Source organism: Ruegeria sp. CDSC081 (assembly GCF_059610485.1).
Genome location: NZ_JBXWNS010000003.1, coordinates 292,745 through 308,040, shown reverse-complemented (window position 1 = coordinate 308,040; position 15,296 = coordinate 292,745). Strand labels below are relative to the sequence as shown.

At 55.1% G+C, this 15,296-nt stretch carries 10 protein-coding genes; all 10 read right to left on the bottom strand.

Annotation, left to right across the window (positions count from 1 at the left end):
• Positions 1-10: 10 nt before the first annotated feature.
• Positions 11-859 (bottom strand): sulfotransferase family protein, encoded by an 849-nt coding sequence (locus tag AC2FH9_RS07030; protein WP_496749777.1) that lies wholly within the window; start codon positions 857-859, stop codon positions 11-13.
• Between the two features lie 33 nt (positions 860-892).
• Positions 893-2,056 (bottom strand): glycosyltransferase family 4 protein, encoded by a 1,164-nt coding sequence (locus AC2FH9_RS07025; RefSeq protein ID WP_496749775.1) that lies wholly within the window; start codon positions 2,054-2,056, stop codon positions 893-895.
• A 75-nt stretch (positions 2,057-2,131) separates the two neighbouring features.
• Entirely contained in the window at positions 2,132-3,343 is a 1,212-nt protein-coding gene (locus AC2FH9_RS07020; protein WP_496749773.1) for a polysaccharide biosynthesis/export family protein, read from the bottom strand.
• Positions 3,340-4,617: an O-antigen ligase family protein gene (locus tag AC2FH9_RS07015; protein ID WP_496749771.1), complete on the bottom strand. Its 1,278-nt coding sequence runs from the start codon at positions 4,615-4,617 to the stop codon at positions 3,340-3,342. Before AC2FH9_RS07015 ends, AC2FH9_RS07020 begins: the two co-directional genes overlap by 4 nt.
• Positions 4,614-5,960, bottom strand: a complete 1,347-nt coding sequence (locus tag AC2FH9_RS07010) for a lipopolysaccharide biosynthesis protein (protein WP_271948781.1) — start codon at positions 5,958-5,960, stop codon at positions 4,614-4,616. The genes AC2FH9_RS07015 and AC2FH9_RS07010 overlap by 4 nt, the downstream gene beginning before the upstream one ends.
• 173 nt (positions 5,961-6,133) lie before the next feature.
• Entirely contained in the window at positions 6,134-7,990 is a 1,857-nt protein-coding gene (locus AC2FH9_RS07005) for a GumC family protein (protein ID WP_496703151.1), read from the bottom strand.
• 290 nt (positions 7,991-8,280) lie between these two features.
• Positions 8,281-9,846 (bottom strand): carbamoyltransferase C-terminal domain-containing protein, encoded by a 1,566-nt coding sequence (locus AC2FH9_RS07000; RefSeq protein WP_496677171.1) that lies wholly within the window; start codon positions 9,844-9,846, stop codon positions 8,281-8,283.
• Between the two features lie 54 nt (positions 9,847-9,900).
• The gene (locus AC2FH9_RS06995) at positions 9,901-11,223 is read right to left on the bottom strand and encodes an alginate O-acetyltransferase AlgX-related protein (RefSeq protein ID WP_496697080.1); all 1,323 of its coding nucleotides are present in this window, start codon (positions 11,221-11,223) and stop codon (positions 9,901-9,903) included.
• Between the two features lie 605 nt (positions 11,224-11,828).
• Positions 11,829-14,045: an NADP-dependent isocitrate dehydrogenase gene (locus tag AC2FH9_RS06990; RefSeq protein WP_496749765.1), complete on the bottom strand. Its 2,217-nt coding sequence runs from the start codon at positions 14,043-14,045 to the stop codon at positions 11,829-11,831.
• Between the two features lie 219 nt (positions 14,046-14,264).
• Positions 14,265-15,290, bottom strand: coding sequence for a trans-3-hydroxy-L-proline dehydratase (locus AC2FH9_RS06985; RefSeq protein ID WP_282021742.1), 1,026 nt, complete (start codon positions 15,288-15,290; stop codon positions 14,265-14,267).
• Positions 15,291-15,296: the final 6 nt, after the last annotated feature.

Here is a 15,296-nt window from a genome sequence, read left to right as displayed (position 1 = left end):
CGCGCCCGCCCTAAGCTGACGTTTGATCAGAGAAACTGCGCCAGCCGCGGCTGAGACCCGGATCAATCGCATCAAGCTCGGCGACATCCGGTCTATAGAAATCGGCCATTTTCTGCGCCAATACATCCGGCAATTCAGGATACTCCACCTGCCGCGCCACCGCTTTGCGAATGGCCTTTAACGGCCCCGTATGCCGGATCGGGTCAAGCAACGGTCGAAGCGGCGCCAGAACCCGCCTCAGAGGCAAGGGCACGATTGGCGTATTTTTGTTTTTGACCCGCTCTTCTAGTGGCGGCTCCACGACGCCGGAATAACCGATGTGTTCGGCGACACGGCGTAAGGTTTCAACCGGTTGTGAGATCGTGTTTTCGTAGGCCAGCAACAGAATCTGATCGGTCGGAAACAGATCGTAGAAACGGCGCAGGTGATAGGCATATCTACCATTGTGCAGGAACCTTTCATCACCAGCCTTGTCAGGGTCCAGATACCGATGAATGTCGTCCCCAACAGTGCCTCTGCGAAACAGCATGCAGTAGTCGGAATAGGCCCTTCGAACCGGATCGCGCATCTGCAGGATCAACCTGACATCAGGATAGTCACGGGCAATCCTTTTGGCCGCCTCTGGATGTGTCAGATAGGTATTGCATTTTTCGCCTACGATACTCTGGTCTGAATAACCCTCGTATTGATCGCGATACCAGACCGCCCCCCGGTCATAATGATCCGAGAAATAGTGCAGCTCGGGATCCGGCATGAAAATTTGCGGTGTAGCCGTCAATGAATTCTGCAACCAAGTGGTCGCACATTTCGCAGCACCGAAAATCAGGAAATCTATTTTTCGTTCGTTCGGCAAACCCATTTTACCCCCAAAACCTTACATTTCGCATCCGGATTACGAAACCAATTCTCGGTACACGTCGGACACTTCGGCCACGTGTTTATCCAACCCAAAATTATCCTGCACATATTGGTATGCAGCCTGTGTTACCTGCTGCCTCAGGCTCGGGTCCTCAATCAGAGAGACGACCGGCTCAACAAAGGCCTCGGGGTCCTGCGGATCTACCAGAAAACCGGTTTTGCCATGATCAATTGCCTCAATATTGCCGCCGTGCCGTGTGGCCACAACGGGCAGCCCAAGGTGCATGGCCTCGATCAAGGTGCGTCCAAATGGCTCGTTCAGGGCCGGCACAAGGGTGGCATCCATGGCGACCATGCACTTTTCAACATCCTGCCGAAAACCCATCATATGAATCTGCGCGCCCATCCCCTGTTCTCGGGCCACGTCCATGGAGCCTGAGTCCAACCCGTCATCGGGATTGAGTACTTTGCCAAACAGCAGGCCATGTACCGGCCTGTCCCCAAACTGTTTCTGAATGGCCACAAGGCTTTGGACAAAATGTACCGGGCGTTTTCGCGGTTCCAGATGGCCAAAATATCCCAGAAGAACTGCATTTTCCGGCGCACCGATTTCGTTCAGGATCATCCGACGCGCCGCGTCTGGATCCGGGCGCTGAATGCTCAGGTCGAAGGGGCTGCGGATGACCTGAAACTTTTTGTCAACCGAGCGTATCGGGCGCGAGGGTTTCGAAAAATACGACACGCTTAGGATGCGGTTCGAAAACACCGGCGCGACATAGTTAACGCCTACCGCGCGCGGATCCTGCCTGTGGTGCCAGATATGCTTGATCCCCAACCGTCTGGCCGGAAACACCCAATTCACATGCAATCGGCCCTCATTTGTGTGGACGATATCTGGCTTTTTGTCCCGCAAAAACCGGACGAGCTGGCCGTAGGTCCGGCTCCAGTATTCCGGAAAGCCAACATCTGCATCCGTTTTGTTGTTTGGAGGGCCCATAAGCCTGGGGCCCTGCAAAACATCGACATTCAGACCCAACGATTGAGCATACTGCCCGACCGACCCGGCTTCGTTGTGGCAAAGGACCAATGGTTCAAACTGATCCCGGTCCAGACAGGACGCAAGTTTGAGCGCGGAAACATGACTGCCGCCCAGATCTGCCCAACCTGCAAAGGGAAATAAAACGCGTATCTTTTTCATTCTGGCCTGCCGCCTTTTTGGCTCAGCGCCGAACATCAGAACCGCGCGCTGAACCATAAATCATTGAACTGAAATCTATTGTGTTTGCGTGACGAAGGTTCGAGAAACCGAAAGCGTATCCCCGGGGGACAAGACAGTGTCACCCGAAATCGCCGTTGCGGCTCCTCCGGCCGCGCGGGTGACCGAGTATTCGATGACGATCTCTTCGACCGCATCAACCTCTTCAACAACGCCAAGCGCTGCCAGCTCGGCCTGCAGGATTTTCGCGGTGCCCAGCCGGGTCTGCAAATCCTCGAGTTCGATCTGCACCAGATTCAGCCGCACCAGCGCATTCGAGCGCGCGGTATCAAGCAACTCCAGCTCATCGCGTTGCGCGCGGTTCAGCTGTTGCCGGGCCAAGCCCAAAGCGATCTCGATATCCACACTTTTGCTTTCCAGATCGTTCAGCGAGTTGGACAGAGATGACACGCGCGAACTGACCGTAAGGCCCTTTTTCTGTAGTGCCAGAGCATCATCCAGATCTTTGCGCGTGATCCCGATCTGATTTGCGCGCAATTCCAGCTGCCGCTCGAGGCTATCGATCTGATCTTTGAGGGTTTCCTGCAATTGGATGATGCGTTCACCCTGCCCTTCCCGGGCCTGTTGATCCGCTTGCAGAATCTCCCCCTGCAGACCTTGCGGGGGTTCAATTTTGGCATCACCACCGTCCGGGGATAGTGTTGACAGATCAGCCAGCAGTCGGCGTTGTTCGGCTTGCAGAGCTTCGATCTGTTCATTGTACAACTGAACTTCACCCTGAACCCGCAATCCGGTAAAGTTCGTTCCTACGTCATTTTGCAACGGCAACCGGTATTCCCCGCCCGCAAGCGCCATCGCCTGCTGCGCAGTCAGTTGTGGCCGATAGGGGTACGAGCCTGGAATCTGGACATCCCCCAATATGTATACAGGCAGATGGCCGATGACTTCGATCGCCAGATGAGGCGGTTCTGCCATCCCCACGCGAGTGCGCATCTGAGTTTCCAGCAGCAGTACCAGTTCTTCGGTCGTTCGCCCTTCAGCATGAACCTGACCGGCCAGAGGCACCATCAGCATTCCTCCCGAAGAAAGCGCATATTCACCGGAAACGCCTTGCCAGTTCACAAAAGACGCGCCCACCGGATCCCAGCGCATCGCACGCAAATTGATCTTGTCCTGCGGTGCCAGAACATATTCATCGGCCTGAAGCGCACCGATAAAACAAGCCGAAGCCGCGATCACAGAAAGCATCAGTTTTTGCAATAATTTCACGACATTCTCCTAAGTGTATTCGTTGGTCCAAACACCGGCAGGCGCGACACGCTAAGCGCAATGGCTAGGACAAAGGGTACGTTCCAGAACCGGGCATAAAAGGTCGTCGCTCCGGCAAGCAGCACGACATACATCAGCATGGCAACGATGGTCAGTGCCCCGACCGATGGCGAGCGGCCGACAGAAATGGCCATCCAGGCCAAGTATATGCTGGCCAAAATAAAGCCGACCATACCGAGCAGAGAAATCAAGCCACCTTCGGACAGAGTCAGCAAATAGGCCGAATGAACCACGATTCCCTGTTCGCTGGCCAGGCTGTACTGGTTTGCACCCAGCCCGATCAACAAAGTGCCACGGGATACCTCGAAAGCCTCTTGCAGCAGGAATAACCGGTCAGAGAACGTGCCCGCCTGGCTAATGTCACCTGCAAGAACGGCATTCAGCACTCGTTCGCGAAAGACCTCGGGCAAGAAAAGCTCACCAAAGTTCAGGACCACCAAAACCGCAATCAACGTGCCGACGATCAGGGTCACAACATGACGCGGGGACCCGCTGCTGAGGATAATGGCGACAGTCCCCACTATGGTCACGATCAGACCAGAATTCGAACCGGTCAGAATGACTCCGTAAAACAGGATTGGCAGCCCGATCAGCCCCCAGATGCGGCTGCTTTGCTTCTGCAGGATCAGGCTAAGCAGGAAAACGATGGCCATCGCCAGCATAAGCGCGCATTCATTTGCCCGCTCGACCAGCGAAAGCATGCGACCATTGGCGGATACAAACCGGTGTGTCGGGTCTTCCATGAAGTTGATTGCATAGATGCCAAACAGCACAACAATGCCCATACCAATAATAAATGCCTTCATCAGCAGGACGATCTGATCAAAGCTTCGATTGCCGATCAGGACTGGCAGCACGATCAACGAAAAGAAGTACTGAACAAACACTGTCAGCAGCTCGGTCGGGTCACCGTTGATCAACGAACCTATGGTCAGGCCCCCTGTGAAAAACAGGAACGAACTGTACCAGAACCCGCTTGCGGGCCCGAATATCTTAACCGGCAGCTGGCCAGTTGCCAGCATGACAAACCCAGCCAGCACAAAGAAGAAATCCGAGAGGGTGAAATAGACGAAATCCACTCTGAGATAGTTCATCGGCGCCAGGGCTACAGCCGCCATCAGGAAATAGAGAGCTGCCATGTCTACGCTTGGCAAATAGCCGATCCCATTGGTCGGCTTGCCAAAGGAAACTGATTGGGCCGATGCAGGTCTCATGGGCGCACCTGCTCCTTTCCGTGTAATGCAGGGTTCAGCAATGTACGCCGCAAGTGTAACACACACAGCCCTAGCCAGACGGAATTACACAGCACATGCGCCACAGCGGCACCGACCACGCCCAAAACAGAAACCATCGGTGCAATGAGGATCAGAAACAAAATAGTGTTCAACAAACCGATCCGAACCAAGGCCCGGTCTTGCCCCAGGCTCAGCAGTGCAGGGTTCAGCAGTATCCCACCAAGATAAATACCTACCGCGATTGCCTGCACGCGCACGACCGGTACTGCGGGAGCATAATCCACGCCAAAAATCGCAGTAACGATCGGTTCCAGCATCAAGATCACTGGAATCAAGACAAGGGCAATTACCCCCCAGAACCCGGCGCTGAGACCCGTTAGCATTTTTTGCAAACGGTCAAATTCATTTCGGGCGGCAAACCGGGTGAACTCGGGATAGATCGCCTGGCTTAGCGGTCGTCCAAGACGCAGTGCAGCTTCGCCGCACCGTTTCGCGATATGGTAATATCCCACCATCGTCGGTGAAATCAGAACACCCAATATGATCACGTCCAGGCGCTGCGTGGTCTGACGCAAGATGACAGAGAGATTGCTGTTCCAAACAAAGCGCAGAAACCCGGAATTTTCACCCAGAGTTTGCTTTATTCCAAGCATCGGGCGGCCATAGCCATTCCGCGACATTTCTCGCAGCCCCGCGGCAAAGGCCAGAACGCCGTCTAAAAGGCTGACAGCAACAAATATCGCGACAAAGCCAGGCAGCCCAAACCCAAGTTGCCAGGCAATTACCCCCAGCACCATCCGCACAGACGCTGCGAAAATATCCAGTTTGGCCAACAGATCGAACCGGTCGAAGGACCGCAACAAAGCCAGCCCGGTTGGCCTCAGCGAAACCAGAATTCCCAGCGATGCGACCGGCAGCACCCATGCAAGATCCTGATCCAGCCCCAGCCATCCGGCGATGATCGGTGCGAATGCGATCGCAGCGCCGGCGGCCAATACGCCCCCAACCACATCAATCAGGACCGACAGCCCGACAAGTCGGCGAAATCGTTCGCGGTCTTCTTCCTCCAGCGCAGTGCTTCCATATCTAATCACCGCCTGCCAGGGCTCAAGATGAAGGAACCGGGAAACGATCCGTGCATAGGCCTCGCCTATTGCCATTACCCCCAAGCCTGCAGCCCCAAGTGCGCGAGCGGCCACCGGCAGAAACACAAGGCCCAGCAAAGCGACTGCGATCTGAGAGGAGAAGATCCATTTCAGATTGCGCAGTAAACGCCGAAGCACAGCAGTCGGGATTGAGGTTGCGCCGGGCTGAGAGGTCATGTCTGATCCACCCGCCCGCCGCACAAACGACCGGCCAATTCCACCCCTTGGCGGCTGCCGGTCATTGGACCACGCCGCAAAAGCGTCGCGGGCGCTGTGCCCTCATATTCGCAAATAAAAACCAATACCCAATCACCAATCTAACAAATCCTACAAGGGTCTGCGAACCGTAATCAGCTGCTTTTCCCAGGCTCATCCGAGTAATGATATGTATAGGCACCATACCCATATTGCCTTTGCTTCCGCATGTTCACACCATTCATGATCGTACCGGAAATCTTGATATTGCTCATCCGCAGCTTTTCGATTGCATCCTTGAGAATTTTTTCGGTGGTCTGCCCCCAGCGCACCACCAGGAACGTACCATCGACAAGCGGCCCAAGTCGGATCGTGTCATCAATGACCAATGTCGGCGGCGTATCGACCAACACAAGATCGTACTGATTGCGCAACATGCGCCCGTATTCGCCAAGTTGCTGCATCAACTGTTTGCGGGATATTTTCGGACGCAGGTTCAGACTGATCGACGAAACCCCCGGTACCCTTTCACCATCGACATAAATCTGGCTGGGTTGCACGGCACCGCTCAGCGCGTCCTCGATCTCGACCGGGGCCGCCCCGGTAAGACCCAGTGTTTTTGAGGCACGGCAACGGTGGTTGTCCATATCCAACAATAGAACGCGCATCCCATCTGTACCCGCCACTAGGGCCAGCGAAACCGCAACCACGGTCTTGCCTTCTCCAGGAACACCAGAGGTGACCATGACGATGCTGCCGTCATCATTTGTGTTAAACCACATGGTCAAAACACTGCGCAGCGCCTCGACATAAGGCGAGCGGCCCTGATCACGGATAAAGCGCAACAACTCCTGCTGACCATCCGTGTCCGAATCCATCACCGTATCCGGCAGGAAACCCAGATTGGTCAGATCGGTTTGCTGTTCGATCTGGTTTTCGTTGACGATCCGCGTGTTGCTGCCCTCCATCAACAGGGCGATCACAAATGCCAGAGAGAACCCGACAATCGCGCTGACTGCGACGGCGACTTTGGTATTCGGCCAGAATGCCGAAGTCGGCGCATGAGCAACCGAAACCTGCTGAACCGCCTGGCCAAGAAACTGTTGCTGGGTTTCGAAATCATTCAGCTTTTCAATCGTCGTCTGATACCGGATCCGAAGAAGCTCTAGCGCGCGTTCCATCCGCAGCAATGCAATTTCCGAACCGGTCCGGCTGCGCAATGCCTGTTCAACAACGGCAATCTGGTCAGCAATTTTGTCGACCTCTTCGCTGCTGGCTTCGTTGATCTCATGCACATCTTTTTGCGAGTTCAGCCGCGCAAGTTCCGACCGAAGCCTACCCGGCACGGATTCATCCGCCAGATTTTCTTCAAGAATAAAGGCCGCCATCTGAAGTTCGTCACGGGTTAGTTCGTCACCCAGCTCATTTACGCGGTCCTTAAGAAAAGAAATGGAAGATGAAAGACCCTGCTGCCGCCGCTGCTGCAGGCGAAGGATAAAGGTTTCTGCAACTGTATTAGCAATATCGGCTGCCAGCTGCGGGTCTTCGGCTGTTGAGATGATCTCAATCGCAAGGCTCTCTCCTTGCCGAAGTACGTTATATGTCGACAGTGTATTGTCGATTACACGATTGCGGATAACGGATGTGGATTGCGGATTTGCGGGGTTTTGCGCCCCGGCAAAAGCCTCATTCTCGAACAGGTCCAGCGCCAGGGCGACCTCTGCCGCAAACTCCCGTGACCGCAGGATGTCGATTTCGGTTTCAATCAAAGTGCGGGTCAGCTCGTAGGATTCAAGTTCGACACTGTCGGCGCGGACGCGCATATCCAGAGATGTGAGAACGATTTCGGCGCGGGATTTGTATCTTGGGTCCAGTTGATTGACGACCATAAACGTGCCGACGATCACAGCTGCGGTCACTCCGAGGATCAACTTCAGATGACGGTAAATCATCCGCCATATGCCATCCAGACGCTGTTGGCCAAATTGGTTTGCGATATGGTTTTGATCCATTCTCTATCGTCCCTTGTAGCGACCAAGATCACCGTCGCCTGAAATACAAATCTTTGATGCTGCGCCCATGTTCGAACGAATTCTTATCCTAATGATTGGACAGCTTGGCCATTTTTCCGAGTTTTCTTGTCGTTATTTGCTCAATGTTTCCACACAAGAGACAATAGGCCGAAATCCTTGCTGTTGCAGAAGCTAAGAGGCGGCGTCTTTCAAAGTTTTGCAGACCTGATTCATACGACAAAGTACTTAACCTCCAAAAGTGCGGCGACACCGCAAGCGCGCCAATATTACTAGTTAAACCTGTAGAACGTGTTTCCTGCGACAAAGCCGTCCAGCTTTGCCGATCTTGCATAGTGATGCAGATCACTGGTTTTGTTTATGAACCCCGCTCCGCGAAAGTTCAGTGACGTATTGCACAATACACCCGTGCCCGAAGCCGACTTGAATGCGTTCAGCAGGTCGTAAAAGAAAGCATTCTGATCCCGGCGGACTGTTTGGACCCTTGCTGTCCCGTCTACATGCGTGATCGCGGCCAGGTTCTGATTGGTCACCTTCTGCAGATGCAACATATAAGGCGCGGAGTTTTCCCACTCAAAATGCTGGCTGACATCTTCCTCAAGGCAGGATGGGGCCACGGGGCTTGTATCCGGCCGGTTTTTAGCCCTGTTCAGGCGCACGCGGGTTTCGGCCCAGAACGGGGCCGCCAGAATCGAGCGGTTGCCCAATGCGCGCGGACCGATTTCACAGTTCCCTCTGGCCCAACCGATGAGCTCACCGGACATCAACGCATCCGCGACATCGTTCAGACGCAGCTCGCTGACCCGCATGCCGCTACTGTCGATTTTATCATCCACAAAGGACTGTCCGGAATAAACCGTCCAATCCAGCTTTGCCTGGCCCGTATAGTGGCGCATGGCATCAACTGCAGTTCCTATGGCGCAGCCGGAATCACTGCTGCAAGGTGGTACAAATACATCTCGGAACAAGCCGCAATTCTGCCACTTGGTGTTCCAATCGCAGTTCAATCCACATCCGCCGGCAATCACCAGCGGATAGCCCTCTGTCAGGTTCTGTTCGGCAAAGGCAAGGAACCGTGAAAAAATCGCATCCGAGAGTTTCTGTGCAAGATTACTGAACTGCTGGCTGTGCATTCCGACATTGAAAAACGGGGAATCGGTCAACCGATCCTTGCGCAGAATTTCGGCCAATGGCTGATCTGACAAAAGATAGTCTATCAGCGCATGTTCATCCGCGTCATGTGAACCGGGCTCTGCATAGGCACATGCCGCCATCATCCTCCCGGGGTCCTCACGCCGTTGTTCACGCGAAAGCACGGGATAATCGGGATCAACCAGTGCGCTCAGGAATGAATATCGGGCACCTGGCCCGGTCATTACCCGACCGACATGAGACAGCTTTAGATCTTCATCAATCTTGTAGAAATCGCCAAGCGTGTCTTCCCAAACCAACACATAACAAGGTTCACCCTGACGAAACGGAGACATCCCATAAGCGCCCCAAATATGTGCCCTTTCATGGGTCGATGAGAAAAAGTCGATCTCCTTGCCAAAAAACGTTCGTTTCCCCACGGTCTGAGCATCTTCGCCAATGCCGAAATACCCTGCCCCCGAGGTCGTCACATGTTGTGTTCCGGTCGTTGACCAGCCGCTAAGGGCCAGGATATCAGGCAAGTCCCGGAACCACAGGCCAGAGTCGATAAATGTATCCGGTGTGACTGACGTATTGCGGGGAAAACTGTCTTTCTCGGATTCATAGGAAAACAGCAGGTTACCGTTTTGGGCATCAATACCCGCAACCGTACCGTCGTGACCCGACTTGAATGACAAAATCTTCATTTCACACCTCAATACCGCGCCTGTTGCGCGGCCCTGGCAAAACACACCAATTCGTTACTGTTCTATCAAATTGCGTTGGCGCAGCCCCTCTGTAATTGCCCGAGCGGCCAGTTCTGCGCCTGCTTCGTTGAAATGAGAATCCGGCGCATAATACGATGCCGGATCCTCTTGCATTTCGATAACATCCGTTAAGTCTATCACGTCCAGCCCGGCCTGCGCAGCCGCATCTTTCACCAATACTCGCAGCGGGTCGTGGATAAAGGGCTGGGCGACCAGACCCATATAGCGGCTGACCGTCGGCACATACACGATGACGATCTCACCATCCCATTGTGATGTTATCTGCTTTGCCCGGATCAGAACATCCGCAAATACCGGGTTCTCATCGGTCGCTTTGGGATAGTGAATCCCAAGAATCTCGGCCGTTTTCTGCAATGCCAGAAAGTTCCTGAACACCCTTTGCGCCCGCAGGTAGTCGATCCAGGACAACGTCGTCTCAGACCACCATCCAGAAATAATTGGAGCGGATATTTCCGACTGATCCGGATGCTCGATCGGGCCAAAATCTGCAGCCGGGTCGAGTGCTTCGCGCAGCCACGGCTTCTCAAGCTCTCGTTCCAGATTGCGCCAGTCATTGCCCGCAAAGAAAGAAAAGATCGTAAGATCAGGCTGGAACTCTGGCCCGTATCGGCCCAAAACCGCCAGTTGATACAGCGGGCCAATGCCTCTGTGACCGGTGTTAAGCAAGCTCGGCATATCCTGACGCAGCTTATCCGCCAGATGCTCACCCTCTCTCAGGCAGAACCCTTCGGAAAACGAGTCGCCCAGCAGCATCACATTCAAATCGTTTTCAAAGACCGAAGGTGGATTGCGAAACCCCAAACGATCAGGCGTATAGGTCACCGGCTCGCCCAGCACCGAGCACAGCAGCATCTTGTCACCCGGCATGGGCGCCAGATACGCGGATTCGAGCAGCTGTGTATCCAGCGCATCGTTCACATGTTTCATTGTCCGGCCCGGCGGCAAATTTTCCTTGTATTCTTCGACGCTGACGTCATCGCCGACAAACCCGACCAGCCCCAGGCGCCCGGGGATTATCTTGATTGTCAGATAGGCCTCGAATGCGAACAGAGCCGCCAACAGGGAAACAGCGCTCACGCCAACTGTCAGCCTGCCTTCGTCTGATAAAAAGACCGCGCATAAGGCCAGCACCAGCCCAATCGCGCCCGGGGCCAGAATGTACCGGATCAGCCGCGCGGTTCCATTGGCAAATTCCGCTGAATTCATCAGCGCGTATGCGACGACCCCAAAGAAATAGAGAGCGGCAACCAGACATAGGATTGACCCGAAACGCGAACTGCGGGTTTTTTCAGTCATTCCATCTGGTCCCTTTCGACCGATATCGACATTTGCCGTCATTAACGGCGAAACCGGGCGAATTCAGTTGAACCGATTTGCGTATCATCGGCAAGCTTTTCTGCGGCGCCCGGACAGGCGCAGGAAAAAGACGCATCACATGGACCTGTGAAATAGGAAAAATGCTCAAAAACAAAGGGATAAACACACACGGCACACAACACTCGAATACAAAACAAAATCAGATTTTCTTACCACCGTTGTGCTGAAAAGCAAATCACCCGCTCTTTCAACACCTTGTGGGCACATGGCACAATCACATTTCGCGCATAATTCGCCTTTTCCAAGCCTATTGTTCCCGAATTCAACACGGCGCCAAAGCCCTTTCTGCGGCGGCAGAGCAATGATTTTGGTAGGTGTATCGTCAGCGGCACAGCAGACGGATGAATATACGGGAAACCCCTAATATCCAGCCAGCAGGGTTTTGTTACAGTTAACGCAACTACACCGGAGAGGCTTCGGCCTCCCCACTCGCTCAAAAAGGGACTGACTTTGGGGGTCGGTCCCTTTTTAATTTTCACGCCAGGTTCAGAACCCTGCCCAAATCAGGACAGAGGGCACCTGGATTACCCGTCAATGATACCATTGAGTGTCGCGCTCGGGCGCATGACTGCTGCAGTCTTGGTCGGGTCGGTGTGATAGTAACCACCCAGATCTGCCGCTGCCCCTTGTGCGTTGGCCAGTTCGGATAGGATCTGCTGTTCTTTCGCGGCCAACTCTGCAGCAATCGGCGCGAACTCGGCGGCCAGATCAGCATCATCGGATTGCGCGGCCAGCGCCTCGGCCCAATAGCGCGCGAACCAATAGTGGCTGTCGCGGTTATCCGGCTGCCCGACTTTGCGGCTGGGCGACTTATTGTTGTCCAGAATGCCCTGCGTTGCGGCCTCGGCAGCGGCGCCAAGAACTCCGGCTTTGGCGTTGCCTTTGCTGTCGGCTAGGAAATTCAAAGACTCGCCAAGCGCGCAGAACTCACCCATCGAGTCCCAGCGCAGGTGGTTTTCCTCGACCAGTTGCTGCACGTGTTTCGGGGCAGAGCCACCCGCGCCGGTTTCGAACAATCCGCCGCCCTGCATCAGCTTGACGATCGACAGCATCTTGGCCGAAGTACCCAGCTCAAGGATCGGGAACAGGTCGGTCAGATAGTCACGCAGCACGTTGCCGGTGATGGCGATGCTGTCGTTACCGGCCGTGATGGTCTCCAACGACTGGTGGGTCGCCTCACGCGGTGCCAGGATTTGGAACTTGTCCGCCACGCCAGCAGCTTCCAGTGTTGGTTGGACGGATTTGATCAGTTCGGCATCATGGGCACGGTTTGCGTCCAGCCAGAAGATCGCCTCGGATCCGGTCAGACGCTGACGGTCCATCGCCAGTTGAATCCAGTTCTCAATCGGAGCCTTCTTCACGGTGCAGGCACGCCAGATGTCGCCCTTTTCAACCGCATGCTCGTGCAACGTCTCACCATTGGCCAGCACGATGCGAATGGTCCCATTCGCAGGCGCCTGGAATGTTGTCGGGTGGCTGCCGTATTCTTCAGCTTTCTGTGCCATCAGACCCACATTGGCCACAGCCCCGACGGTGGCTGGGTTCAGCGCGCCATTGGCTTTGAAGAATTTGACGGATTCATCATAAATAGACGCATAACAACGGTCCGGGATCACACAGTTGGTGTCACCCTTGGACCCGGTTTCGTCCCAACCCTTACCACCAGCACGGATCACGGCAGGCATCGAGGCGTCGATGATCACATCAGACGGCACGTGCAGGTTGGTGATACCCTTGTCGCTGTCGACCATGTACATGGACGGGCGGTCGCCCTTGATCGCGTCAATGGCTGCCATGATATCGGCGTTGCCTGCAACCCGCTCCAGCAGATCGCCCAGACCCGAGTTCGGGTTCACACCCAGCGCATCCAATTCAGCGCCATAGGCCTCGAATACCGGGGCAAGCCACGCCTTGACCGCATAGCCGAAGATGATCGGGTCGCTGACCTTCATCATTGTGGCCTTCAGGTGAAGCGAGAACATGGTGCCGTCTTTTTTGGTGTCTTCGATGGCCTCGGCCAGGAAAGACGACAGCGCATTGACGGACATGAAGGTCGCATCGGCAACGGTGCCCTCGGCCAGCGGCCAGCCGTCTTTCAGAACCGTAGTACTGCCGTCTTGTCCGACAAATTCGATTTTGGCGTCACCGGCTTGCGCCGCAGTGATGGTGGCCGATTTCTCATTCGCGTAGAAATCATTGCCGGACATGGACGAGACTTTAGTCTTGCTGTCAGCGGCCCATGTACCCATCGAATGCGGGTTCTTCTGGGCATAATTCTTGACGGCGCGCGCGGCGCGACGGTCGCTGTTACCTTCGCGCAGAACCGGGTTCACAGCCGAACCCTTGATAGCATCATACCGCGTGCGGATCGCTTTTTCTTCGTCAGTCGCAGGTTCTTCGGGATAGCTCGGGATGTCATAACCCTGTGCTTGCAACTCTTCGACGGCGGCCACCAGCTGCGGCACCGAGGCCGAGATGTTGGGCAGCTTGATCACATTGGCATCGGGTGTCTTCACCAACTCACCCAATGCGGCCAGATCATCGGTGATGCGCTGCGCATCTGTCAGCTTTTCGGGGAAGGTCGAAATAATCCGCCCAGCAAGTGAAATATCCTTGGTTCCGACGCTGACACCGGCGGCGGATGCAAACTTTCGAATGATGGGTAGGAATGAGGCGCTGGCCAGCTCGGGCGCTTCGTCTACAATGGTATACAATATGTCGAAGTTCGATTTATCTGCCATATTCTTTTACCTTTTTAAGCCTTTCGGGGCGTGCGATCCAAGAGTTGGGGCCACGTCGATGTGGCACGTAAGGGACGTTACAAGACTGCCGTCCCGGGATGACTCTGTATTGACAGGGCCTCCCTTAAATGACGTTTGGCTTGGGATCAATCGCCAGAGGCCGCGCATTTTGACACGGTTTGCGGAAAATCATCAAAACTGCTTGCCAATGGGCAAAATTCAGACGCCCCAGGTATCGCTGAGCTTATATCCGCCCGGCCAGGGATCGTCCGGGTCAAGCATGTGTTGATGTGTACCGGTAATCCATCCGCGGCCACTGATCTCGGGAATGATCGCGGCACGCCCCCCGATCGTTGTGGCCTCGACGACCTGTCCGGTGAAAGACGAGCCGATGATCGAAACCGCCTGGAAAGATTGCCCGACTGCCATTTCTCCCTTGGCGGCCATCAAGGCCATGCGGGCAGAAACTGCGGTACCGGTAGGGGACCGATCAACTTTGCCCGGCTGGATCGCCACGGCGGATTTTCCGCGCAGGCCATTTGCTACCCGCTCGGTCGGGCCACAAAAAGCGCAGAATGAAATGTGATTCCAGTCCGGGTTTTCGGGATGCGTAAACCCAATTTGTTCGTTGGCCGCATTGGTGATCGCTACACCCAGCCGCGCAATGTCACGCGCCTCGTCCTGCACGATGTCAAACCCAAGCGCCGCCGCATCGACCACCACGAAACTGTCGCCCCCATAGGCCGTATCCACGGTCAGTGTGCCAAGGCCCGGCACTTCAAGCGGAACGGCGAGCCGGTCTACAAAACTGGGCAGGTTCTGCACAAATATGCGCTCGGCCTTGCCATTCCGGCATTCGGCGCGCACCGGGACCAGCCCGCCCGGTGCCTCAAGCGTCAGATGTGTAACCGGTTCCTGCATCGGAATGATCCCGCTATCCAGCAGCACGGTGGCCACGCAGATCGAGTTTGAACCAGACATTGGCGGTGTGTCTTCGGGCTCCATGATAATGAAGCCTGCATCTGCTTGCGGATGTTTGGGCGGCACCAACAGGTTTACATGACGAAATACACCCCCGCGCGGTTCATTCAGGACAAAGTTGCGCAAGGACTGGTCGCGCGCGATGAACGACCGCTGCTCCCATAAGGTATCACCGGGTGGCGGAAGAACACCGCCAACGATGACATCTCCGACCTCGCCTTCGGCATGGGCGGAGATCACGTGGAGAGTTTTGATACTGCGCACGACCCC